Here is a 24,039-nt window from a genome sequence, read left to right on the forward strand (position 1 = left end):
GGTCGCGCGCTCATAGTGCAAGGACCCCTTAGACGCCGAGCGGAACATGACGGCCCAGGAACTCGCGGATCCAGGAACCGTCCGCGCTGCGCGTCCACAGCGAGAAGAACGACCCGCACCCGGACGATCACCACTGCGCCCCACACCGCAACGCTGCGACATCAGCGGCGAACACGACAGGGACAACCACGGACAGGCCCATAGGGACAACCACGGACAGGCCCATGACGACGAATAGCGATCCCTCGTACCCGGCCGGGGGCGAACAGGGCGTCCCCACGGAACCGACGGGCGTCGGAGCCCGGCGGTCTTCGCTGATCGGCGGAAGCCACGAGCACGACCGGGACATGCGACATGACCCCGACGCCATGCGGCTCCTGCTCGTGGAGGACGACGACCGGATCGCCGGCCCTCTCGTGGAGGGGCTGAACCGCTACGGCTTCGCCGTGGAGCGGGTCAGGACCGGTGCCTCCGCGCTGTCGGCCTCTGCCGCCGACCTTGTCCTGCTGGACCTCGGTCTGCCCGACATGGACGGCATCGACGTCTGCCGGGCTGTACGCACCCGCTCCAGCGTGCCCATCATCATGATCACGGCGAGAAGCGAGGAGACCGACCGGGTCGTCGGCCTGGAGGTCGGGGCGGACGACTATCTGTCCAAGCCGTTCGGCGTACGAGAGTTGGTGGCCCGCATCCGAGCCGTCACGCGGCGCACCCACCCCGAGAGACACGCCCCGCCGAACACCACCGCACCGGCGTTCGCAGCCATGCTGCCGGGCCCAGCGCAGGACCGGCCACTGGAGGAACGAGGCGTCCAGGAACTGGGCCCGCTGACCATCGACCGGCGCACCCGGGGCGTCACCGTCAGCGGCCGGCCGCTCACCCTCACCCCGAAGGAATTCGACCTGCTCTCGCAGCTCGCCAGCGACCCCGGCGCCGTCTGGTCACGCCAGCAGATCCTCGACACGGTGTGGGACCCCAACTACTTCGGCCCCACCCGAACCCTCGACGTGCACGTATCGGCACTCCGCCGCAAGCTCGGCGACCCCGCCTGGATCGCCACCGTCCGCGGCATCGGCTTCCGGCTCACGGTCCCCGGCGACAGCGCCCACGACTGAACCCGACCGCATGCGGTGTGAGGGGGGACCCGCCCCTCACGTGCTTCGGGCACCGCCGCCCAGCATGCGGCCCGGGGCGGCAGTCGATAGCCGGCGTCACGGAGCCCCGGACGCCTCCGGCGAGTCCACAACTCCCGGGGCCGGAACGGTGAGACTGAAGCCCACGCCCCGTGCTGTCGTGATCCACCGGGGATCACCCAGCTTGCGGCGCAGAGCCGCGACATGAGCGTCAAGGGTCTTGGTGGGACCGAAGAAGTGCGGATCCCACACCGCGTCCATGATCTGCTGACGGGAGTGCACGGCCCCAGGATCCCGGGCCAGGTAGGTCAGGAGATCGAACTCGCGCGGCGTCAGGAGTATGTCGCGCCCACCCAACCTGACCTGGCGCGTGCGCCGGTCGATGCGCAGGGGACCCAGTCGCTGCGCGCTCGACGCCGTCACGGGTACGGCCGCCGCTTGCATGGCGCCCGTCGGCCCCGCGAGCGCGCCGGTGCGCCGGGTGACCGCCCGGATACGAGCCACCAACTCCCTTACGCCGAACGGCTTGGCCAGATAGTCGTCCGCTCCGAGTTCAAGGCCGACGACGCGGTCGGCTTCCTCACCTCGCGCGGTGATCATGATGATCGGAACCGCGGACCTGGCCCGCAGGCCTCGGCAGACATCCAGGCCGTCCATGTCGGGCAGACCGAGGTCGAGCAGGACCAAATCCGGGCAGCCCCCGTCCGCCAGCCCCGCGGCGCCGGTGCGGACCCGGTCCACGGCGAAGCCGTAGCGGTTCAGGCCTTCCGTGAGGGGGTCAGCAATCCGGTCGTCGTCCTCGATCAACAGCAGCCGCATGGCCACAGGTTCGCACAGCTGGGGCGAAGGAGGTCGCCGTGTTCATGGGACCTCACGGAACACAGGGAACCGACCGGGTACAGGGAACTGCCCCCTCCGCATGAACGCCCCTCCAGGGGAAACCCTCTTCGTCGGGAAGTCCCCTCCGCCACGCAAGGCGTCCCGTCTCGCCATCATGACGGGCGCGGCCGCGTGGCGGCAGGATCAGCGGTGAGAGCCGTACGGCGTGGCGGCGTCGTCGCGGCTGTTCACCGCGCAGCGAGGAGGCCTGTGCATGAGTGCTGCTCCGCCCGACAGCGGCGATCGTCGTCCCGATGACTCCTCTGCCCGCGAGGAGCAGAAAGGACGCCCCAACGGCAATGGACCGCGCGATGAGGGCGCACGTGCCGGCATCGACGAGCGCCCCTCCGGCAGAGGCCTATACGGCAGAGGGGTGAGCGGGACAGGCAGTGGTTCGTGGGCAAGGGCGGGGTTCGGTCTCGGTCTCGGGGCGACGCTGGCATGGCTGGCAGTCCAGACGCTGCTGGAGATCGGCCAGTTGCTGTCGCTGTTCCTGGTGGCCGTATTCATCGCGATCGGACTGGAGCCGCTGGTCACCTGGCTGACGCGCCTCCACCTGCGGCGCGGCTGGGCGGTCACCGCGGTCCTGTTCGTCTTCGGGCTGTGCCTGGCGGGGTTCGTCGCGCTCATCGTTCCGCCGGTCACCGAAGAGATCAATGCGCTGGTCAATGCCGTGCCGACCTGGCTGAGCAAGCTCCACGACCGCCATACGTCTCTCGGTCGCCTGGAGGACCACTACCACCTTGTGTCCAAAGCCCGGCGGACGCTGACCTCTTCAGGCTCTTCCGGCCTGGTCGGCGGTCTGCTGGGGGCAGGCAGGATCGTGGTGAGCGTGATCACCTCCACGGTGATCGTGCTCGTGGTGACCATCTACCTGATGGTGGGGCTGCCCGTGATCAAGAGGTTCTGCTTCCGCTTCGTCGCCGCGAGCAAACGGACTCGGACGCAGACGGTCACGGACGAGATCCTGAGCCGGACGGGGCGCTTCATGCTGGCCAACCTGGCCACTTCCGGCATCGCCGGCCTCGCCACATTCGCCTGGTGCGCGGCGGTCGGCGTGCCCTACGCCGCTGCCCTGGGCTTCTTCGTCGCCTTGATGGACTTGATCCCCGTGGTCGGCTCGACGATCGCCGGGGTGGCCGTCAGCCTGGTCGCCCTCTCGGTCTCCCTGCCCGTCGCGGGCGCCACAGCGGGCTTCTACGTCGCCTTCCGTCTCGCGGAGGACTACCTCATCATGCCCCGGGCGATGAAGTACGCGGTCGACGTGCACCCCGTCGTCACCGTTGTCGGCGTCCTGATCGGCGGTGCCCTGCTGGGCATCATCGGCGCCCTGGTCGCCGTCCCGGCCGCTGTCGCCATCGGCATCCTCTTGGACGAATACCTCTTCCCCCGGACCGATGCGGCCTGACACCACTGACCCGATGGCCCCACTGACCCGATGGCCCCACTGGCCGTCGAGGCAACCGTGCGTGACTTCCACCTGACGGTTCAACTGCCGGACGCACGCCCTCCCTCGCCCGAGGTCCTGATCGTCGTACGCGCCACGCTGAACGGCGTGGAACAGCCGCTGCCGGACAGACGCCAGGCGCAGGGCGTCAGACACTCACGACTCGCGCCCCTCATCAGCAGGCGACGACCTGCCTGCCATCGGACGCGCGCCAACCCGCGCCTGAGCAGACCCTCGATCAGCGCATGGCAGAAGAACCGCACAGGCCGGACGAGCCGCCGCCGGCTGACCTTCCGTCCGGTCGTGGCGCTCACTGCCGACCGGGGCCGGGACCGGTCCAGCCGATGGTGCCGACACAGGCTGCAGCGCGTGCCGCGGCGGGCCGTCCGGTCGGTCGTTTGGAGGAGTGAACGCAGGTGGGCGGGCTACCCGGCCCTGGTCGGGTTCGGAAGGGAGCCCGGCCGGGCTCTCCGGGCACGGCCCGGGGAGCCTGAACACTCGAAGGGCCGGACGCCGGTGGGCGTCGACAGCGTGATCAACCACTCACTCATCCCCGTCGTTGAGTCTCGTCTTGTCAGCTTTGCTGCGGCGGGCTATATAGATGGTGTGCCCATGCGCATCCCCTTCAGGGAGAGGAGTGACCGACGATGCTCATGCGCACCGACTCCTTCCGTGAGATGGACCGGCTGTCCCGGCAACTACTCCACGCCGTAGAGGGCCGGGATGCGCCCCGGCCGGCAGGCAGCCGGGCAGAGTGACCGGGGAGGGACGACATGCGGATGGACTGGGATGCATTCCTCACCGCGGTGCAGGAGCGCGGCGAATACTCGTCGCCGTGGGAGGCCGAACGGGCCGCCCGCGTCGTGCTCGCCCTTCTGGGCGCTCATCTGGTCGGCCAGGTGCGGGCCGACCTTGCCGACCGGCTTCCCGAGACCTGCGCTCTGGTGCTACTGAACCCGCTCCAGGCACACGAGCCGCTCCCGCCGGAGCGGTTCGTCCGGGCTACGGCGGCGTGGATCGAGGGAGCCACCGAACAGACCGCGACCTGGGACGTCAGCGCGGTGCTCAGCGTGGTGGCCGAGGCTGCCGGAGACGAGCTCCTCGACCGCGTCCTGCTTCAGCTCCCGCCCGGTTACGACCTCCTCTTCGGCCGCCCGAAGCCGACCTGATCAAGCCGTTGGCCGCCTGGTGACGGCGGTGGCCATCGATGCCGCTGGAGCCCACCAGCCGCCGACCGTGGCAGCTGTCCCGCTCGCCGCCACGTCCGTCGCCCGTCGTCCGCAGCAGTCTCGGGGCGGGGTCGACCCTCCGCCTCTCGTCACTGCTGTCGGCGACGTTTGGGGGTAGAAGTGCCAGCGCGGACATCGGGGGACGCACCAAGACTCAGCCAGGGACCGCAGCGCACTGTGGGAGGTGGCAGGTGGTGAACAGACATGAGGGCAGCCGGCACAGGCTCGACATGGTGGACCGGCTGCTGGAGATGGCATCCCTGCAGGAGTTTCTGCAGCACTTGATCGACGACGCCGTCAGCGCCGCCGGTGCGGACGGCTGCGGACTGACCCTGCAGCGCCGCCACCGTCACCTGACCGTGGTCAGCACCGGTGGCGTGGCCGACAAGCTGGACGAGAAGCAGTACGGGCAGGACGCCGGCCCCTGTCTTCAAGCGCTGCGCACCGGACAGGTCGTACTGGTGCCGGACATGCTCGAAGAGACCCGGTGGGGGCCCTTCCCCGCTTACGCCACCTCCCTGGGCATCCGCGCGACGCTGTCCCTGCCGATCCCCGCGCGCACCCACACCGTCGGCGCCCTCACCTTCTACGCCGCCGCCCCGGGTACCTTCACCGACCACGACCAAAGGGAACTGGGGCAATTCGCCGCACAGGCCGGCGGCGGCATCGCCCTGGCGCAACGCCTGGCAGATGCCGAGGAATTCACCCGTGACCTGCAGACCGCAATGCAGTCCCGCAGTGTGATCGACCAGGCCATCGGCGCCGTCATGCGGCAACAGCACTGCAGCGCCGACCAGGCCTTCGACCTGCTTCGTGAGCTCTCTCAGCAGACCAACACCAGACTCCGTGACGTGTGCACGCACCTGATCACCGACATCGGCGGACAGCCCCCCAAGGCGCAGCCGCCACTGCGACCCCGGCCGTGACGGCGGGCGCGCAGGCGTGGTCTCGGCCGACAGCGCCGTGTCGTCAGTCCGCCGCGAGCGGCCGAGCCCCGCGCGGATCGCCCACCCGAGCGCCGCCACCGCCGCCTCGTTGTGACGCGTTCGGCAGGCCTCGGGTGGAACCGGATGCGGCGGCCGGGGGTCTGCTCATGCAAAGGGCCGGGCGCACCGACCGTCGGTGTCCGAACCCTGTCGCGAACGACATGGAACGGGAACGGACGACGATGAGAGCCGGGAAGACGTTGAGGCGAGTGCCGGGCACCGCTGTGTACGTGACGGCCCTGCTGGTGACCGCGTGGTGGCTGAAGGGGCAACCGGCTGCCGAACGCGCCCGTTTCGTGCGTCACAACAGCAGCAACGTCCATCACCTGGACGTCGGCAAGTGGTGGACCCTGTTCACCAGTGGCCTGGTCGTCGACGGGGTCCCGGCCCTGGTGGGTATCGCGGCAGTGGCGGCGGTCCTGGGGTGTGCGGAGTGGCGCTGGGGCACCTTGCGTGCCTGCGCGGTATTCGTCTACGGCCATCTGACCGCAACGCTGCTGACCGAGGGCTTCCTGTGGTTGATGCACGCCGTCCGTCTGCCAGGCGTTCCCATCCGGGCCCGCGATGTGGGTATCAGCTACGGGCTGGTGACCACTGCCGCCTGTCTGCTCGCCCTGGCCGGCGGGCGTCTGCGCCGTTGCGGCCTGCCGCTGCTCACCTCGGCGCTGACCGCCGCGTTCCTCTACGACCAGGAGCTCGCCGACGCCGGCCACCTGATCTCTCTCGCGCTGGGTGCCCTCGCCGCCCAGACCGGTTGGCTGCGTATCACATCGCACCCGGCACAGGCCGCCCCCGGCGCACCGGCATCTCCTGGCAGCGAGGTGCGGATGACCACTCCGAGCCATGCCCCGGCGCGTGCGGTCTGCCCCCAGGAATAGCCCCGCGGCTTGCCGTCCACCAACCATCCGCGGCGCCGCGCCCACCGTGCTGTGAACCGAAACCAACGCAGTCGGGTGGGAGTTCATCTGTCATGTCGGCGACCGCGTGGGGTCCCGCGTATGAGAGCGGAGTGGGAACGTGAAACGCATATTGGTCATCGGTGGCGGGATCGCCGGTACGGCGGCAGCGCTGGCCCTGCACAAGGCGGGATTCGATGCCGCAGTGCATGAGGCGCACCCCGACACGGCCGAGGACATCGGAGCGTTCCTGACCCTGGCGAGCAACGGCATGCGTGCCCTGGCGCAGCTCGACGCCTCGGACGCCGTCACCTCCGTCGGCTTTCCGCTGAGCTCGATGCGGCTTCTCGACGACCGGGGTGACGAGGTGGCCCACGCGCCCCTGGGAGAGGCCGGCGACGCGCTCCTGCGGTACCGGTGCCTGCGCCGAGGCGCGCTGAACGCCGCGCTTCAGGCCGAGGTCACCCGCCGGGGTATAGGCCTTTCGCACGGCGCCCGGCTCGTGTCCATCGAGAACGGCCCGGACCGGGTGACCGCGCGTTTCGCCGACGGCAGCGCCGCGACCGGGGACCTGCTCATCGGCGCCGACGGCCTGAACTCGACCGTCCGGCGGTCGATCGCCCCCGACGTGCGGCCTGTGTACGCGGGACAGCGCGTCTTCTACGGGTACGCCCGCTGCGCCCCTGCGGCGGAGGACACCGGCCACATCACCATGGTCCGGGGCGGGCCGGCCGCCTTCGGCTACGCGGTCTCGCCGGAGAAGGAGACGTACTGGTTCGCCCGCGTCGCCGGTGAGGCCCTGTCCGCCGACGAACTCGCCCCCCGTACGCCCTCCCCATGGCGCCGACAGCTCGTCGAGTTGCTGCGCGAGGACGCCACCCTCGCCGCGGACATCGTCGCGGCCTCCTCCGACGGCATCATGGTCACCAACGCCACCGAGATACCGCTCGGGACGCCGTGGCGCTCCGGGCGGACCATCCTCATCGGCGATGCCGCGCACGCGGCCTCCCCCGCGACGGGCCAAGGGGCCTCGATGGCGCTGGAGGACGCAGTGATCCTCGCCAAGTCCCTTCGGGACGCGCCCGACGTGGCGAGCGCCTTCACCGTCTACGAAGCGTGCCGCCGCCCGCGCGTGGAGCACAACATCACCGTCAGCGGACAGATCTCCCGCGGCACCCGGGCCCCGTCGCGCACCGGCCCGGCAGCGACCACTCCTCGCCCCGGCGACGACACACTGGTCGCGCAGCTGGAGTGGGACACCGACATCCGCACCGTGGCCGGCAGCACGGACTGAGCGGACCCGTCGTCCTCGGCCCCGCAGACGCCCTCGACCGACCGACCCGGCGGCGCCCGGGCGTCAGGGCGGCCGCGCTGGGCCGGCCAGGCTCGCTCGCCCCGCCTTCAGGCCCGTAGCCCTGCTCCGGACTCGTGCTTGACGGTCTCTTGACGACACCGCAGGACATGGACGGCGGCTGCCGGGTAACGAGCGGGGCGTGACACGTATCGGATTGGTCGTACTTACCCTGGCCGCGGCACTCGCGGCGGTCGCCGCCGCGGGGTGGATCTCGCCGTGGTGGTGGTTCGCCGCCGTCCCGCTCGCCCTGCTGGGCCTGCTGGGCGCGTGGGACCTGCTGCAGCGCCGGCATTCGGTGCTGCGCAACTACCCCGTTCTCGGGCATGCCCGCTTCCTCCTGGAGGGGATCCGTCCCGAGCTCCAGCAGTACTTCGTCGAGCGGAACTTCGACGGCCGCCCCTTCGACCGGGACGTGCGCAGCATCGTCTACGAGCGGGCCAAGGGCACCGATGCCGAGCAGCCGTACGGCACCGAGCGCGACGTCTACCAGCCCGGCTACGAGTTCCTGGTCCCGTCGATGGCGCCTTGCCCGGTGCCGAGGACGCCGCCGCGGGTGCGCATCGGCGGGCCCGGCTGCAGCCGTCCCTACGACATGGCGCTGCTGAACGTGTCGGCGATGAGCTTCGGCTCCCTGTCGTCGAACGCGATCCTCGCCCTCAACGGGGGCGCCGCGGCAGGGGGCTTTGCCCACGACACCGGAGAGGGCGGACTGTCGGACTACCATCTGCGGCCGGGCGGCGACCTCGTCTGGGAGATAGGCACCGGCTACTTCGGCTGCCGGACCAAGGACGGCGACTTCGACCCCGGCGAGTTCGCCGACAAGGCCGCGCACGACCACGTGAAGTGCGTGTCGCTCAAGCTCTCGCAGGGCGCCAAGCCCGGCATCGGCGGCGTTCTGCCCGGAGCGAAGGTCAACGCCGAGATCGCGCGGGTCCGGGACGTGCCCGAGGGGCAGACGGTGATCTCTCCCCCCTATCACCGGGTGTTCTCCACCCCGCGCGAACTCGTCCGCTTCATCGCCAGGATGCGGGAGCTGTCCGGCGGCAAGCCGACCGGCTTCAAATTCTGCCCGGGCTCGCGCCGGCAGTTCCTCGCCGTGTGCAAGGCGATGCTCGAGGAGGGCACGGCCCCGGACTTCATCGTGGTGGACGGAGCCGAGGGCGGCACCGGCGCGGCACCGCTGGAGTTCGCCGACCACGTCGGCACCCCGCTCACGGAGGGGCTGCTCACCGTGCACAACGCTCTCGTCGGCACGGGCCTGCGCGACCGCATACGAATCGGGGCGAGCGGCAAGATCGCCACCGGCACCGACCTGGTCAAACGGCTGGTGCAGGGCGCCGACTACGGCAACGCCGCGCGGGCGATGATGTTCGCCGTCGGCTGCATCCAGGCGCAGCGGTGCCACACCAACACCTGCCCCACCGGTGTCACCACCCAGGACCCGCGGCGTGCCCGCGCCCTGGACGTCGGCGACAAGACGCTGCGTGTCCAGCGCCTCCAGGAAGCGACCGTGGCCAGTGCGCTGCAGATCATGGCGTCCATGGGCGTCGCCGATCCCTCGCAGCTGCGTCCGCACATGCTCCGCCGGCGCACAGACCCGTACACCGAACGCTCCTACGAGGACCTCTACGAGTGGCTGGCGCCCGGGCAGTTGCTCGCCGAGCCGCCCGCGTCCTGGGCGGCCGACTGGCACGCCGCCGACCCCGACCGCTTCACCGTGTGATCTGGAACGTTCGATCCGCTGGATGGCCAACGCGATGCCACAGGCGCTCGGCGCCAAGTGCGGCGTCCTCGACAACCGCCGACTGGGGTGGGAGTCCTGTGTGGGCCGTCGGAGGCAAAGTGACCCGAATTCGCTTGCGCCTGCTGCCACCGCGCCCACCCGACGCGAACAATTTGCCCTGGCCACGAGGTACGGGCAGCTCTGAACGGCACCGAGGAGAACGACCGATGGACACAGCAGGACGAGCGGATCGTAGAACTCTGCTGGTCGGCGGCCTTGCGGGCGCCACGGTCGCGCTCACGGGCTGCTCGTCGACGCTGGCCGCCACGTCGGCGATCAGCGCTTCGCCCACACCGCGGCCGACCACGCCCGCCGCGGCATTCGAGAGACTGATGGAAGGCAACAAGCGCTGGGTGAGCGGGAACCTTCAACACCCGGACCGGGATCCCGACCGGCGTCAGTTCCTGGCCCAGGAGCAGGAGCCTTTCGGGGCGATCCTCTCGTGCATCGACTCCCGAGTGCCGCCCGAACTCCTCTTCGACACCGGGCTGGGCGACCTCTACGTGATGCGCACGGGCGGGGAGGCGGTCGGCCCGGTGGTCACGGGTTCCGTCGAGTACGGGCCCATGACGAGCGGCACCGCCCTCATCGTGGTCCTCGGACACCAGCGCTGCGGCGCAGTCAAGGCGGCGTACACGTCCATTCGTGAGGGCAAACCGCTGCCCGGCAATCTGCAGGCCATCGTCAAGGCTCTGCGGCCGGCGTACGAGCAGGCCGTCCGGAGAGGGGACACCGACCCGATCGAGACCATGGCCCGCGCCCAGGTCACATTGACCGCGACCGATCTGCGCTCCAACCGGGACCTGGCTCCGCTGGTGGGAAAGGGCGCCCTTGCCGTGGTCGGCGCCTACTACTCGCTCGACACCGGCAAGGTGGAAGTCCTGACCGGCGCGCCCTCCTGAACCGGTCGGACGAGCCGCGGTCCGCCTTCCAAGGCGCCCCGAGCGAGGCAAACATGATCAACAGCTCGGGCCTGGCGAACCGCCGGCGGTGCAGGGGCGGCCGCCCTACGCGGGCCGCGGAGGAGTGGCTGTGGTCCCGGCCTGTCTCTGGCGTATCCGCCACAGACAGATGCCGACGACGGCGATGAGCAGCAGCGCCTGCAGATAGGGCATGGCGCGGTAGCCGGTCTGACGGACGACGCCGTTGAGCCAGTCCGGGTGCAGGGGGTACGGCAGACCGGGGTCGAACGGCAGCGTCATGCAGGTGGTGTGCGCGATCAGCACGAGGTCGAACCAGGAGCGGGGCAGCATAGCCACGAGGAGCCAGGCGACCGCGTCGTACCACGGCCGGACGTAGGCGGTGCCGAGCAGATAACCGGCGACGAGGGCCAGGGCCGGCCGGGCCGTCGCCTGGACGATGGCGCCGTCCTCGACCGGCGGCAGAGCCGCCAGCAGTAGAGCGGCTATCCCGACGACCATCATGATCTCGACAACCGGAACGAGGTGCCCCGCTGCGGAACCGAACAGCGGTGTGAGCAGTCTGCGCTGCAGCAGCGGCCACGGGGAACCGACCACGGGCTGGTTGCTGACGGCCGCGGCATTGCGGACGGCCCGTGGCACCAAGCCGTAACCGAGCGCCAGCACCAGTACACCGGCCGACGTGGCGGCGACCAGGAGGCGTCGGTCGTGCCGCATGCTCCATGCGAAGGGCAGCGCGAAGATTCCCAGTGTGAGCTTGACCGCGGTCGCCGCCGCGAGCGCGAGGCCGGCGGCGAGACCGGAACGACGCAGCGCCCAGAAGGCGGCAACCACACAGAACGCGCCGAGCACATCGACGTGGGGTCCCACCACCAGGTTCCACAGCAGCACCGGGTTGAGCGTCCACAGCAGCTGCGAGCGCACCTGCCGCTGCGGATCCGGTCCGGCCAGACGCAGCAGGAGCGCCCCGGTGGCGACGAACGCGGCACCGCTGAGCAGGGACAGTATCCACACGGTGCGCAGCATCGAGGTGCCGCCGACCAGCGAGGCGGCCCATTCGGTCGCGGTGACCAGAGGCCCGTAGACCGACGGGTTGTGCAACCACGGTTCCGCGATCGACAACTGCCCGATCGGGTCGCCGTCCTGGGCCAGCCCGAAGGGCGTCACCCGGTACGGGTCGAGCCCGAGGGCGGCCATCCGGCCGTACGCGGCATAGTTGAGCGGATCCGTGGTGCCCATGGGCGGCACGCACACCAGGCCGACGACGGCGAGCGTGCCGGCAGTGAGCAACCCGCGGGGGCGGGGCGACCATCCGCGGCGTGTCGCGGCGAGCCCGGCGATCACGGCGGCGGTGCCGAGCAGCAGCACCACGGCGACGAGCACCCAGATGAGAAGGTCCGGCGGCCGAACGTTCCAGAACCACGGCGGAAGGTACCCGGCGGGCCCGAACAGGGGCTCGACGGCGGACGGTCCCAGCAGGCCCAGAACGATCGTGAGGAGAACACAGCCGACGCATGCCAGCAACGCACCGTTGCCGAGAGCCCTGCCACCGTCAGAGCCGCTCGGGCCCGCCGCGACAGGCGGGCGGGAATCGGCATGCCCCTTCGAGGCCGAAGAAGACAACAGATTGCCTGACACGCCTATGGCCTCGGCCTTCGTGATACGTGGGCCCAAACAAAGCCGCACTGGTCGATCGGGTTCCAGAACTCGGCTTGAAGGTACGCGCAATGAGCGCCACGCGAAAAACGTCTAGGTGAAATATGGGTTACCCCATCGTGTCCAATAGGACCGCCCTAGGTCTTCCTGTTGGACGGCCACCGCAAGGCGATCCAGGCCATGGCTCCGACACTGACCGCGCAGTCCTCGCCCGCTCCACCACCTCCCGAGGGGCGAGAGAGCCGTGGCCACGCTGAAGACCTGGCGGCTCGGCAGCACCAGCTCCTCTTGTTCAATCCCGGTATCGATGGTCAGACGCCAAGCAGGTCAACGATGTCGTCGGCGTGCTCTTCCTCTTCTTCCAGGATCGACTCCATCAGCCGGCGCGTAGTGGGGTCGTGGTCGCCCAGCCAGCGGATGATCTCCTGGTACGTGGAGATCACGATCCGTTCGGCAAGCAGGTTGCTCTCCAGCATCGCCTTGAGGTCTTCTCGAGACGGCGTGGTGTAGTCGGTGTGAGCGCGCTCGGTCAGCGTTGCCGGGTCGAAGTCGGGGTCCCCGCCGAGCTGCGAGACACGCTCCGCAGCCCGGATGGCATGCCGCATCTCCGCGGCCGCGTGCTCGGTGAACTCCGCTGACACCTGGGCACGGTCAATGCCGATGGCGGAAATCGCATGGCGGGTATATCGCAGCCAGCACACCACTTCCGTGGCGATCACGTCGTTGAGGACAGCCATCACCCGGTCCTTGTCCAGGCCGTAGCTATCGGTGACCGGGCCCGCCTCCATCTTCCGCTGGGCTTCTTCACGGATCCTGGTGACGTCCAGGACGAATGAGTCAGTCATGTCTGCTCGTTCCTCTGCTCGATCATGCCTCGGCAGCAGACCCTTCCCCGCCTGGTTGTTCACGGCTACGGCGTGCGGCTGAGAATGACCGGTTCGACGCAGCCTTTTGACCCGCACGCTCACGTCGACATGCCATCCGTGAAGAGCGACAGGCCGTGAAGGCGGAATCTCGTCACAGTCGCCGGCGTCAGCTCGTACATGTCCGGCCGGCCGCCGACAGCCGGCCGCCCGTGCGGATCCATCGATCAGACCGTAAAGCTCAAGTTGAGCTTTACGGTCAATCTCTACCTCAGGGATGGACTGTCGGCGTGGGCTGACCTCTGCGGCAGCCTCAGCCAGACCGGAATGGAACGCGATCCGCCCGCTCGGTTCCGTCGGCCGACGCAACGCGACGGTTCCAAGCGGGTGTACGCCGCCGTGTCGTCGCCTGGCCGGGCGACTGGGGAATGACACGATCTGCACGCATTCGCCCATCGGAGGCCCATGAGGCCCTGGCCGACGTCGCCCCGCGTGCCCGGCCTCCTGCCCGTACGAATCCGCCTGACGTCCCGTCACTCATCACGGAGGCCGTGTGTCCCGTCTCAGATCTCGCCCGGCGGCAGGCAGGGTGCACCTGCGCGTGGGGACCCTGTCGGGAGCGGTTTCGACTCTCGGCTCGCTCGCGCTGTTCGGCCTCCCGGCTCATGCCGATCCGCCGCCGCCCCAGCACGGCGGCTCCGACAAGGTCATCCACGCCTGCTACGACAAGCGCACGGGGGCTCTGCGTATCGTGCCGGACGGCGAGAGGTGCCGTCGGCATGAGCGGCCACTGTCGTGGCACCGACTCCAGCAGCCTGGGCCTCAGGGACCGGCCGGACCGCCGGGACCATCGGGGCCGCCGGGGCAATCGGGACCGCCGGGTCCTGCGGGACCGCCGGGACAGCCAGGACCACCGGGACAGCCAGGGCAGCCAGGAACGGGCGGGCCCTCCGTTCTCGCCGGTCTTGTCAGCTTCGTCGACGCCACCGAGACGGACGGTTTCGTCGGTGCCACCGGGCAGGCCAATCTGGAGCCCACGGCCGACGCCGCCGGCACGTCGCTGCCGGGCGCGCACCATGTCAGCGTTCTCCGGGCAACGGTCGGGGAGGCGGCACCGAACGTCACCGTCACCATCGTCCGCAACGGCGCATCAACGGCTTTGAGTTGCACCACCGACGCGACCGGCACCTGCGTCGCGGTCGCGGCAACCCCCATCGCCTTCGCGGCGGGTGACACGATTGCCGCGGAGGTCCGCCACGCCGCCGGCTCGCCCCTGCGCGATGTCCGCTGGTCCACGGACTTGGAACCCTGATATGACCGTGGCCAGACGCAGATTTGTGCTGCATGCGGTCGCCCTCGGCGCGGCCTGCGCGGTTCCCTCACATGTCGGCGCCGGGCAGGCGGCAGCCGCGACCCGGGCCGAGCACGCCGGTGCCGGCTCTGTCCCCGTGCGCTCGCTGGCCGTGTGGAGGTCCCTCGTCGGATCCGAGCTGCGTGTCGTCGATCGGCCGGGCACGGTTCTGAGCGTGGACCGCGTCGAGGACCTGTCGCGCATCACTCGTAACAACCGCATGCCGGGCCGCGGTGAAGTCTTCACGATCCGCTTCGCCCAGCGGTCGGGCCCGCCCCTGGACGAGGGCATCCACGCCCTTCACCACCCCGTCCTCGGTCACTCGCCACTCTTCCTCAGCCCCACCGGGCGAGAGGCCCGCTTCCGGGCCGTGGTCAACACGTGGCTGCCCCTGAACGGCAGCGGAAAGGCGCTGAACGGTGTCGGAACCGTTTCTCGGTGAAATTCGGATGGTCGGCTTCAACTTCGCTCCCGTCGGCTGGGCCATGTGCGACGGCCAGTTGCTGCCCATCTCCCAGAACACCGCCCTGTTCTCCCTCCTCGGCACCACCTACGGAGGCAACGGCACGACGACCTTCGCCCTCCCCGATCTGCGCGGCCGCGTGCCCATGCACCAAGGCCAGGGCCCCGGGCTGTCCCCCCGTTTCCTCGGCGAGTCCGGCGGCACGGAGACCGTCACGCTCGACACCAGCCAGGTCCCCTCGCACACCCATGCGCTCAACGGCGTCGCCGCACGTCAGGACAGCAACCGGGTTGCGGGAGCCGCCCCGAGCAACGGCGGTTACTACAGCACGCAGACCCCAGGAACCGCCATGCACCAGGCAGCCATCGGCACGACCGGAGGAGGCCAGCCGCACCCCAACGTGCAGCCGTTCCTCTGCGTCAACTTCATCATCGCGCTCCAAGGGATCTTCCCGGCACGACCATGACCACCACCGTCACCTTCCGGACGCAGAAAGACTCGGACACCGACTTCCTGCGCCGCCTCTTCGCCACCGTCCTCGATGCCACCCTCGGCCTCGGCGCGTGGCCCGAGCGTGAACGCGAGTGCCTGCTGCGCCTGCAGTACGACGCACGCGAACGCGACTGGCGGGAGCGCCATCCGCCCGGGCAGCTCGACATCATCGAGGCCGACGGCGTACCGGCCGGCCGGATCCGTCTGTCGCAGCCGGGAGACGACGGGTCCTGCCGCGTCGTCGACCTCGCGGTCGCCCCCGAGTTCCGTCGACGGGGCCTGGCCACCGCGGCGCTCATGCGTCACAGGGGCGCACTCCGCCTCAGTGTCGCCCGCACCAACCTGCCCGGCCAACGCATCTACACCCGCCTGGGATTCACGCCGTACGGAGGCGACGAACTCGATCTGCACCTCCACCGGCCACCACTGCGTTCGTGAGTGCCCCTGAGCTTGTGGGGCCCGGTTGAGCCGGCAGCGGAGACGACCACGCGGGCGCCTTGATCATGAATTCCCGGGCGAAGCCCAGGCCGCGACTCAGGCACCCGGCTCCGGCCAATGCGTCGACGGACCGCTTCGGGGATCAGGCCGGCCGCAGGTGCGGCTCTTCCGGACTGGCTGGCCCGGCCCGCAGGCGGGCGGCTCCAGGTTGACCAGGTCGTCGCGCCTCATGGCGGTCGGGCAGGGGCACCCCGCCTGTCCGGTGGTCCCCACTACGGCGGAAGAGCCCTCGTCGCCAAGGGGGCACCCGCGATGTCGGCCGACGGGCGAACCTGCCGTGGTAACTCACACGACGGGTTCGTCCATTCGAGTGCCTTGGCGAAGCCGAATCGCCCGTCGTCCCACGCCCGTTGAGGTTCCGTCCGGAGGATGGCATGCGGCGAGCCCTGTTCCGGAGCTACTGGTGAGGATGGCGTGACCACCAAGACACCGCCCAGGAAGCACACGTTCGACCGGGCGCGCCCTCTGGGCGAAGCCCTGGACGACGCCACAATGTCCCGTTTGCATGTCAGGTTCTGGCTGCTGGCCGGCCTCGGCATTCTCCTTGACGGTTTCGACTTCTTCATCATCGGAGTCGCCAACCCACTCATCTCCGCCGACTTCTCGGTGAGCGCCGTCGAGAAGGGCATGCTGTCGGCAGCGGCGATCGTGGGTTCGGTCTTCGGCGCCGCGCTGCTGGGGCCGCTGGGAGACCGGATCGGGCGCAGCAGGATCTTCCGGGTCGATCTGTGGCTGTTCGTCATCTTCTCAGTGCTGTGCGCGGCAGCGTGGGACGTCTGGTCCCTGATGGCCTTCCGGTTGGCGCTGGGCGTAGCGGTTGGTCTCGACTATCCGATCGCCGCGAGTTACCTGGCGGAGATCCTGCCGGCCAGGAACCGTGGACGGTGGCTGGTCAGCGCCTTCAGTCTGCAGGCGGCGGGCATCGTGCTGGGGGCGGCGGCAGGGGTGGTGATCCTTGAGGTCTCGCCACAGGTGACTTCATGGCGCCTCATGCTGGGATTCGGTTTGGTACCGGCCCTGGCCATCATCTGGCTGCGCCGCCGTGTGCCCGAGAGTCCCCGCTGGCTCGCCCAGAACGGGCGCGAACGGGAGGCGCGTCAGGTCGGCCGGGCACTCGTCGGCGCTCCCGTCCAGGTGACCGCCGCGGACAAGGAGCGGCACGAGCCACCGCAGGAGGGACTGAAGGCGTTCCTCCAGCCGCAGCTCTTCTCCCGTCCATGGCGCAGGCGTACCGTCTTCACCGCGGTGCCCTGGTTCCTCATGGACATCGCAACCTACGGAGTGGGCATCTTCACTCCCACCCTGCTGGCCTCGCTCGCACTGGGCCGCCCGAACACCACGTTCATCGCCGACGACATCGTCTCCACCAAGGGCACCGCCCTGCTGGACGTCTTCCTGGTCGTCGGATTCGCCCTGGCGATCCTGCTGGTCGACCGGATGGGCCGGGTGCCGCTGCAACTGATCGGCTTCGCGGTGATGGCCATCGCGCTCTGTGTCCTGGCGGTCGGCAGCCGGCTACCCGGGGGAGCCAACGCTCATCTCGGTATGGTGATGCTGGGGTTCGGAATGTTCAATACGTTCATGAACCTGGGGCCGAACGCCACCACGTTCGCTCTGCCCGCCGAGGTGTTCCCTTCCGAGATGCGCGCGGCGGGGCATGGCTTCGCTGCCGGATGCGGCAAACTCGGAGCGGCCCTGGGGACGTTCCTCTTCCCGGTACTGCTCGAGGGCATCGGCGAGGCCGCACTGCTCTACGCGGTGGCCGCAGCGTGCGCCTGCGGATTCCTCGTCACTCTCGCCTTCCGCATCGAACCCCGCGGCTGCTCCCTCGAAGAACTCTCCGGCGCCCAGGCCACCAACCTCGCCCCCCGGCCCACTCCCCCGTGACCCGCGACCGGGGAATCGGTGTGCCGTCCTGCAGGGCGACTGCGTACGGCCACTGCGCACGGCCACTGCGCCGGGACCGGGCAGTGGCTCTCCCCGAGCAACGATCCCGAGGAGTATCCATGGAACGTACGGTCGACGCCGTCATCGTCGGGGCCGGTGTGAACGGCATGGTCGCCGCCGCCGAACTGGCCAGGGCAGGCTGGTCGGTGGCCCTGGTCGAACGCAACGAGCGCCTGGGCGGGTTCATCGCCACCGAGCAGCGGACCCTGCCGGGCTACCTGCACGACACATACTCCTCGTGGCACCCGCTGTTCATCTCCGGCAGTGCCTACGCCGCCCTCGGCGAGGACCTGCACCGCCACGGCCTGGAGTACCGCAACACCGACGACCTCCTCACCGGAACGGTCACCGACGAAGGCCGCGTCGTCCTCGCCCATCGCGACCCCGTCGCGACGGCGGATGGCTTCGCCCACGCCGGGGACCGGAACGCCTACCTCGCGATGCTGCAGCGGTTCGTCGACAACGCCGAGGCCATCGGCGGTCTCATGGGCAGCGACCTGCGCTCCCCCCGGAGCCTCAAGCACGCCGTGCAGCTGATGCGCCGGGAGCGGTTGGCGGGCGCCGAGGCTTGGCTCCGCGCCGCCCTGACCAGCAGGCGGTCGTACTGCCGCAGTGAGTTCCGTGGCGATGAGCCAGATCTGCTGTGGGCACCGTGGCTGCTGCACTGCGGGCTGTCGCCCGACCACGCCTCCGGTGGTCTGATGCTCCCCGTCCTCGCCGCCACGATGCACGGCTTCGGCCTGCCCGTGGTGGCGGGCGGCGCCCAGAACTTCGTCCGCGCCTTCGAGACGCTGCTGGACGAACTGCGGGTGGACATCCGCACCGGACAACCGGTTGATCGGTTGCTCCTGACGGACGGCAAGGTCAGCGGCGTCGTCGCGGGCGGCGACACGGTCCGGGCGCGGAGCGCCGTCCTCGCGTCGGTCACCCCGACCGCCCTGTACGGGCAACTGCTGCCGCAGGAAGCCCCGGTCCCGCCCGCCGTCCGCGCCCAGGCCCGGCGCTTCCGCTACGGTCGTGCCGCGCTCCAAATCCACGTCGCCCTCTCGGCGCCGCTCGCCTGGCGCGATGAACGCCTGGCCACCGTGCCGCTGCTGCACCTGAGCGACGGATCGGCGAGCACCGCGATCGCGTGCGCGGAGGCCGAGGCCGGCCTGCTGCCGCGCACACCCACGGTGGTCGTCGGCCAGCAGCACGTCCTCGACCCCTCGCGGGTGCCGGAGGGCGCCGCTGCCCTGTGGCTCCAGCTCCAGGAACTGCCGTACGAACCGGCGGGCGACGCGGCGGGCGAACTGGACATCAGCGGCGGCTGGACGAAGGAGCTGACCGCGGGCTACGTCCACCGGGTTCTGGCCCGCGTGGCGCGCCACGCGCCCGACGTGTACGGCAAGGTGCTCGCGTGGGACGCCGTCACCCCGGCCGACCTGTCCTCGTACAACCTCAACGCGGCCTTCGGAGACCCTTACGGAGGCTCTACCGAACTCGATCAGAACCTGCTGTGGCGCCCGCTGCCCGGTGCGCCCCGCCACGCCACGCCCGTGCCGGGCCTGTGGCAGATCGGCGCCTCCACGCACCCCGGCCCCGGCCTCGGCGGAGGCTCGGGACACCTCGTGGCACAGCAACTCATCCACCACACGCGCCGACGACTTCCCCACCACCTCACGCGCGTGAGGGCACGACCGTTCGGAGGCCGGTGAAGCGCAGACGGCGAACTGGCGACTGGGCGAGGAGATGCACGGTCATCGCCGGTGACGAAGCCCCCGGGGCCGACGGCACCCATCCACCGCCAACGCGGCACCCACGAACAGAGACAGCCCGGCCCGGCTCAGGGAGTCGGGCCTGCGGGTGGGGCGCTGGTGATCGCGGCGCGGTAGAGGGCCTGGGTGGCGGCGCCGAAGTAGGCGCTGTAGGAGACCTGCGGAGTGTTGCCGCCGGTGTGGTAGCCGCCGATCACCCCGATCACCGCCCAGCCGCCCGACCACGGCACCAGCATCGGTCCGCCGCTGGTCCCGCCCACGAAGGCGTCGCAGGCGATGCGCGGAAAGGTGCCCGGGTCGGCCGGGTCGTCGCTGGCCCACTTGGTGGTCCAGCTCCAGCACTCCAGCGGCTTCTGCGCCCCCGCCGGATACCCGATCATCCGCACCGGGGCGTGGTAGTACCCCGTCCCGGTGAGCAACTGCACCCCACCGACCGCATCCTGGAGCAGCGTCCCGTCCTGGTTGGGCTCGGTGACGGCGAAGGCGAAGTCGTACTCGGCCCCGGCATGCTCGCCCAGGTCGTAGTACTGCTGCGAGACATAGACGCCGTTGGTGCGGACCGGGAAGATACCGAAGGGCTTGAGACCGTCGTGGTACTGCGGCACGAAGCCGAGGTGGCGCTTGGGGGATGTGCCGGAGTACCCCTTCAGGCAGTGTCCGGCGCTGAGCACCAGGGCATGGCCGGGGCCGCGCACCACGGAGCCGCTGCAGGTGCGCCCGGTGCCGGTGGCGTCGGTCCAGAAGAAGGTGCCGGCCTGGGGCATGCCGTCGAAGCTTCTGCTGGGCGGGATGTACTCACCGGGCTGAGGTCCGTCCACCGCCGGGGAGACGGCGTGGGCGATCGGCCCGGCCTCGGCGCCCTTGCGGGTGTCGCCGGGCCGGGCGGCCGCCATCCGGGCCGGTGTCCAGTAGGCGTTGAGCTGTACGGCGACCCGATTCGGCCGAGGCGGGGCGCCGCCGGCGGAAGCTGCCGGGGCCGGCCCCGTAGAGATCAGCAGCGCTGCCGCGCACGCGGCGGCGTATCGGATGATCCTGGTCCTACGCACCATCAGTTCCCCTCCGGGCGGGCACAAGTGACGGCTCACCATAGGAGCAGTGCCGGTCCCGGCAGAAGCGCCTGCCGCGTGTGCGGGGAGATCCTCAGCCGACCGGCGGGTGCCGGGTCGTGAGTGCCGGAGCAGTGCATGTGATGGACCCAGGGCGCCGGCGCCCTGCCTCTCTTGGGAGGCCGTACGCCCAACTGATAACGATCCCGGCGAAAGCCTTGTGTCAAGGCCCGTCACCCATAGCCTCCCGACATGGCATTTCTCTCAAGCCGCCGAAGAAGGGCGCGCCTTGCCCCCGAGCTCGACGACGAGCCCCTGCGCAGACTTCTGAAGTCCCTCCGGGCGACCACCATGTCCGGCACGATCGCGACGGCGGACCTGTGCATAGCTCAGATGTCCCGCCTCATGAACCAGGACTCGGGTGACTGGGACCGTCGTACGCACCGCCTGTCCGTCCTGGCGGACTACCTGTCCGAATCGCATCTGCCGCGGGCCTGGGCCAGGCGCGAACCACGCAACGCGGGCGCACTCGTCCTGCATGCATGGACGCAACTCACACGTGGCCGCTCCCAGGGGCGCCTGGAGGACACCGCCGCCGTCACGGAGAGCTGCTTCCGGGCCGCCGACCTCGCACCTGAGGACCCCACTCCTTGGGTGGTGCTGCTGGGGGTGTCACGCCTTGAGCGCCGGCCGCAGCGGGAGGTGTTCGGAGCATGGAACGAGGTGCTCACCCGCGACCGCTGGAACCGCGAGGCGTACCTGAACATGCTGCGGTATCTCACCCCACAGGAAGCGGGCTCACGCATCCAGGTACTGGAGTTCGTCGACGCCCTCTCGGCCCGCATGCCCGCGAACGCGCCCTGCGCGGCGACGGAACTCACGGCCCAGGTCCTTCAGTACCAGTCCGTCCTCGCCCGGGGCGGAGTCGAGGCGCTGGTGGCGCGCAACCACTGGTCCCTGGCTCCGGCGGCTCAGGCTCTCGACCGTGCGGTCAATACCTGGGTCAGGCCGGAGTTCCTGCGCCATGCCGCGGCTCTTGCCGACCTGAACCTCCTTGCCTACGCGCTGATGGCCGCCGACCGACGGCACGACGCCCGTCTGGCCTTCGAGGCACTCGGCGGCACGGTCACCGCCTGGCCCTGGCGCGTCGGCGGCGACCCCCTGACCGAATTCGGGCAGGCGCAAAGCAGGGCCTCCGCCGGCCTGTGATCGAGCTCTGCCGGGAAGGAGTTCCGTGCAACGACCTCCCCTCGGGGGGAGGCCTCTCGGCCCTGGATCGCGGCGAGCGCAGGCGCCGAGGCCGTTGCTCCGGTATCGGATGACGGTCTCCTCACACGGCTTCCGCACGTCCTGTGGCTGCCGGATCAGGAGGAGCCTCGCGTCCGGCACCGGTCTGTGTGCCGGTGGACGCGGTGTCCGGTGCGCCGAGAACCGGGGGGCATCACGCCGCCCGGTGCCGATGAGGACCGTCTGGTGGCCGTCCCGGCATTGGATGACGACGCCGTCGCACTTGTAGCCGCTGTACCAGGCAGCATCGGCGACGATGCCGCTGGTGTCCACGGCGCGGCTCGCGCGCCGCTGCACCCGCCGTGCGCACCGCGCGGCCAGGCCCGCGACCGGCGGAATGCCGGCGGCCGTGATCAGGAACGCGTCCCGGACACCGCCGCCGATCATGCCCCCGCCGAAGAAGACGCAGCCCACGGCGGAGCTGCCACAAACCCCACGGTGACCTGCCAGGGGGCTTGTCCCACCCGCCGCTGAACAGCCTCTCCTCGCGGCCCGGTACCGTTCCTGACACACTCGAAAGCAGTACAGCAGACTCACAGGAGACCGGTGCGGTGAAGCGGCGCAGCAGGCGGGGCAGGTTCTACGGGGCACTGGCGGGCGCGGTCGTGGCTGCCCTGACAGCCGGTGGCTGCGGCGCGGGCGGTGGCACCGGTTCGGCCGCCACCTCGTCGCGGCCCACCCCCACCGGCGCCACCCCCAGCACCGCGCCGAGCGCCACCGCCGACGCCGCCGCCTGGCACAAGTGGGGCCTGACCCCGCTGCCCGCCGCCCCGCAACCCCCGGCCGACAAGCCCGTCAAACTCTCCGCCACCGGAACGGTCCCGGTCTTCACGCACATACCGACCTCGCAGAAGGTCGTCTTCATAACCATCGACGACGGAGCGGAGAAGGACCCCAAGTTCATCGAGATGATGCGGGACTTGAAAGTCCCGATAACGATGTTCCTGATGAACGACGCCATCAAGCCGAACTACGCGTACTTCAGGCAGCTGCAGGCGATGGGCAACCACATACAGAACCACACCCTGCACCATCCCGCGATGAACACCGTCTCGCTGGCCCGCCAGAAGGAAGAGGTGTGCGGCGACCAGAAGGTCCTCACCCAGCAGTACGGCACCGCGCCGTTGCTCTTCCGACCGCCCTACGGCGCGTACAACAGCGACACCAAGATCGCGGTGGGCGAGTGCGGGCCCAGGGCGATCGTGTGGTGGCGGGAGTCCATGCAGATCTCCAACCTGCAGTACCAGGAAGCGGACAAGAAGCTGCGCCCCGGCGACATCATCCTCGCCCACTTCCGCGGGCCCACGGAGCTCAAGGGCACCACGATGACGCGGATGTTCGGCAATATGCTCAAGCACATCCAGGAGCAGGGGTTCGCCGTCGCACGCCTGGAGGACTACATCCAGCCACCCGCCCGATGAGCTCGGCCAGCCCGTCGGCATCGAGGTGGCTACGGACCGGCCGCCGCCCGCATTCGCCCGCCAGGGCCTGGGGGCAACGAGTCCCGCCATGTCGTCGACCCTGATCGTCACCCCTGGCTCCCGCGCACAGGGCCCGACCTCCACGGGTGTACGCCTGGACGAGAGGCCGTGTCACGCTCGGGCGAGCACCTTCCGGTGCGCGTCATCGCGACCGGCCTGGCCATGGGCATGGGCATGGGCATGGGCATGGGCATGCTGATCGACGCCTTCGTCGTCCGTACGTTCCTGCTACCGGCCCTGGTCTCCCTGGTGGGCCGCTGGAACTGGTGGATGCCCGGTGCCCTCGGCAAGCTGCTCTGCCTCACGGGTCCGCCGACCGGTCCGGCGGGCCGACAGGGCACTCCCAGGCGATGCCACCGCCACACCGCGTCCCACGCCGGTGGGCGCGCGAGTCGGACGGGCCGAGCAGGCGCCGCCGCACGATTCCCGGCTCAGGACCCACAGGGGCGCACCTTTTGCGGTTCTGGTTGGGCCATACAGGACAAACGCATGCGATTTGGAGTCGCGCCGGACGATGTCGGACCATGGGGCCCGTCCCGGCGATCCCGGGCACCAGTTCGATGAGAGGCGC

At 70.1% G+C, this 24,039-nt stretch carries 21 protein-coding genes; 17 read left to right on the forward strand and 4 right to left on the reverse strand.

Features of this window, described 5'->3' with window-relative positions:
• Positions 1-368: 368 nt before the first annotated feature.
• Complete coding sequence (locus ASC56_RS00640) at positions 369-1,115, forward strand: response regulator transcription factor (RefSeq protein WP_055489598.1); 747 nt, start codon at positions 369-371, stop codon at positions 1,113-1,115.
• 96 nt (positions 1,116-1,211) lie between these two features.
• Here the strand turns inward: ASC56_RS00640 and ASC56_RS00645 are convergent, their stop codons facing one another.
• On the reverse strand, positions 1,212-1,952 hold the full coding sequence (locus ASC56_RS00645) for a response regulator transcription factor (RefSeq protein ID WP_055489130.1): 741 nt from the start codon (positions 1,950-1,952) through the stop codon (positions 1,212-1,214).
• Positions 1,953-2,178: 226 nt separating this feature from the next.
• Between ASC56_RS00645 and ASC56_RS00650 the strand changes: the two genes are divergently transcribed.
• From ASC56_RS00650 to ASC56_RS00680, 7 genes are all read left to right on the forward strand, one after another.
• Entirely contained in the window at positions 2,179-3,420 is a 1,242-nt protein-coding gene (locus ASC56_RS00650; RefSeq protein WP_234376793.1) for an AI-2E family transporter, read from the forward strand.
• 812 nt (positions 3,421-4,232) lie between these two features.
• Positions 4,233-4,628, forward strand: coding sequence for a DUF2267 domain-containing protein (locus ASC56_RS00655; protein ID WP_055489132.1), 396 nt, complete (start codon positions 4,233-4,235; stop codon positions 4,626-4,628).
• A gap of 290 nt (positions 4,629-4,918) precedes the next feature.
• The gene (locus ASC56_RS00660; RefSeq protein WP_055489133.1) at positions 4,919-5,614 is read left to right on the forward strand and encodes a GAF and ANTAR domain-containing protein; all 696 of its coding nucleotides are present in this window, start codon (positions 4,919-4,921) and stop codon (positions 5,612-5,614) included.
• Positions 5,615-5,883: 269 nt separating this feature from the next.
• Positions 5,884-6,552, forward strand: a complete 669-nt coding sequence (locus tag ASC56_RS00665) for a rhomboid-like protein (RefSeq protein WP_234376794.1) — start codon at positions 5,884-5,886, stop codon at positions 6,550-6,552.
• A 139-nt stretch (positions 6,553-6,691) separates the two neighbouring features.
• Positions 6,692-7,864, forward strand: coding sequence for an FAD-dependent monooxygenase (locus ASC56_RS00670; protein ID WP_055489134.1), 1,173 nt, complete (start codon positions 6,692-6,694; stop codon positions 7,862-7,864).
• Between the two features lie 199 nt (positions 7,865-8,063).
• Entirely contained in the window at positions 8,064-9,647 is a 1,584-nt protein-coding gene (locus ASC56_RS00675; protein ID WP_055489135.1) for an FMN-binding glutamate synthase family protein, read from the forward strand.
• Between the two features lie 227 nt (positions 9,648-9,874).
• A complete protein-coding gene (locus tag ASC56_RS00680) occupies positions 9,875-10,609 on the forward strand; it encodes a carbonic anhydrase (RefSeq protein ID WP_199835831.1) in 735 nt (244 codons plus the stop codon).
• A gap of 105 nt (positions 10,610-10,714) precedes the next feature.
• Here the strand turns inward: ASC56_RS00680 and ASC56_RS00685 are convergent, their stop codons facing one another.
• Both ASC56_RS00685 and ASC56_RS00690 read right to left on the reverse strand, forming a co-directional pair.
• Positions 10,715-12,151 (reverse strand): glycosyltransferase 87 family protein, encoded by a 1,437-nt coding sequence (locus ASC56_RS00685; protein ID WP_055489136.1) that lies wholly within the window; start codon positions 12,149-12,151, stop codon positions 10,715-10,717.
• A gap of 443 nt (positions 12,152-12,594) precedes the next feature.
• Positions 12,595-13,128, reverse strand: coding sequence for a ferritin-like domain-containing protein (locus tag ASC56_RS00690; RefSeq protein WP_055489137.1), 534 nt, complete (start codon positions 13,126-13,128; stop codon positions 12,595-12,597).
• Positions 13,129-13,747: 619 nt separating this feature from the next.
• Between ASC56_RS00690 and ASC56_RS37410 the strand changes: the two genes are divergently transcribed.
• The 6 genes from ASC56_RS37410 (at position 13,748) to ASC56_RS00715 (ending at position 19,594) form a co-directional block, all read left to right on the forward strand.
• Positions 13,748-14,458: a hypothetical protein gene (locus tag ASC56_RS37410; RefSeq protein WP_234376795.1), complete on the forward strand. Its 711-nt coding sequence runs from the start codon at positions 13,748-13,750 to the stop codon at positions 14,456-14,458.
• A gap of 1 nt (position 14,459) precedes the next feature.
• Positions 14,460-14,939: a hypothetical protein gene (locus tag ASC56_RS00695; RefSeq protein WP_079102201.1), complete on the forward strand. Its 480-nt coding sequence runs from the start codon at positions 14,460-14,462 to the stop codon at positions 14,937-14,939.
• Positions 14,917-15,426 carry a phage tail protein gene (locus ASC56_RS00700; protein ID WP_055489139.1) on the forward strand — a complete coding sequence of 170 codons (510 nt, stop codon included), beginning with the start codon at positions 14,917-14,919 and terminating at the stop codon, positions 15,424-15,426. The genes ASC56_RS00695 and ASC56_RS00700 overlap by 23 nt, the downstream gene beginning before the upstream one ends.
• A complete protein-coding gene (locus tag ASC56_RS00705; protein ID WP_055489140.1) occupies positions 15,423-15,890 on the forward strand; it encodes a GNAT family N-acetyltransferase in 468 nt (155 codons plus the stop codon). The genes ASC56_RS00700 and ASC56_RS00705 overlap by 4 nt, the downstream gene beginning before the upstream one ends.
• A gap of 474 nt (positions 15,891-16,364) precedes the next feature.
• Positions 16,365-17,837, forward strand: a complete 1,473-nt coding sequence (locus tag ASC56_RS00710; RefSeq protein ID WP_055489141.1) for an MFS transporter — start codon at positions 16,365-16,367, stop codon at positions 17,835-17,837.
• A gap of 119 nt (positions 17,838-17,956) precedes the next feature.
• A complete protein-coding gene (locus ASC56_RS00715; RefSeq protein WP_055489142.1) occupies positions 17,957-19,594 on the forward strand; it encodes an NAD(P)/FAD-dependent oxidoreductase in 1,638 nt (545 codons plus the stop codon).
• A gap of 128 nt (positions 19,595-19,722) precedes the next feature.
• On the opposite strand, the gene ASC56_RS00720 is transcribed toward ASC56_RS00715, so the two are convergent.
• Positions 19,723-20,703 carry a serine protease gene (locus tag ASC56_RS00720; protein WP_234376796.1) on the reverse strand — a complete coding sequence of 327 codons (981 nt, stop codon included), beginning with the start codon at positions 20,701-20,703 and terminating at the stop codon, positions 19,723-19,725.
• Between the two features lie 249 nt (positions 20,704-20,952).
• Here ASC56_RS00720 and ASC56_RS00725 point away from each other — a divergent pair, with 249 nt between their 5' ends.
• The 3 genes from ASC56_RS00725 to ASC56_RS43005 all read left to right on the forward strand — a co-directional run bounded on the left by ASC56_RS00725 (position 20,953) and on the right by ASC56_RS43005 (position 24,032).
• Positions 20,953-21,909, forward strand: a complete 957-nt coding sequence (locus tag ASC56_RS00725) for a hypothetical protein (protein WP_055489143.1) — start codon at positions 20,953-20,955, stop codon at positions 21,907-21,909.
• Positions 21,910-22,538: 629 nt separating this feature from the next.
• On the forward strand, positions 22,539-23,408 hold the full coding sequence (locus ASC56_RS00730; RefSeq protein ID WP_055489144.1) for a polysaccharide deacetylase family protein: 870 nt from the start codon (positions 22,539-22,541) through the stop codon (positions 23,406-23,408).
• Between the two features lie 228 nt (positions 23,409-23,636).
• On the forward strand, positions 23,637-24,032 hold the full coding sequence (locus tag ASC56_RS43005) for an MMPL family transporter (protein ID WP_371330025.1): 396 nt from the start codon (positions 23,637-23,639) through the stop codon (positions 24,030-24,032).
• The last annotated feature ends 7 nt before the right edge of the window (positions 24,033-24,039 follow it).

It is taken from the genome of Streptomyces sp. TP-A0356, from assembly GCF_001417775.1.
Taxonomy (GTDB): domain Bacteria; phylum Actinomycetota; class Actinomycetes; order Streptomycetales; family Streptomycetaceae; genus Streptomyces.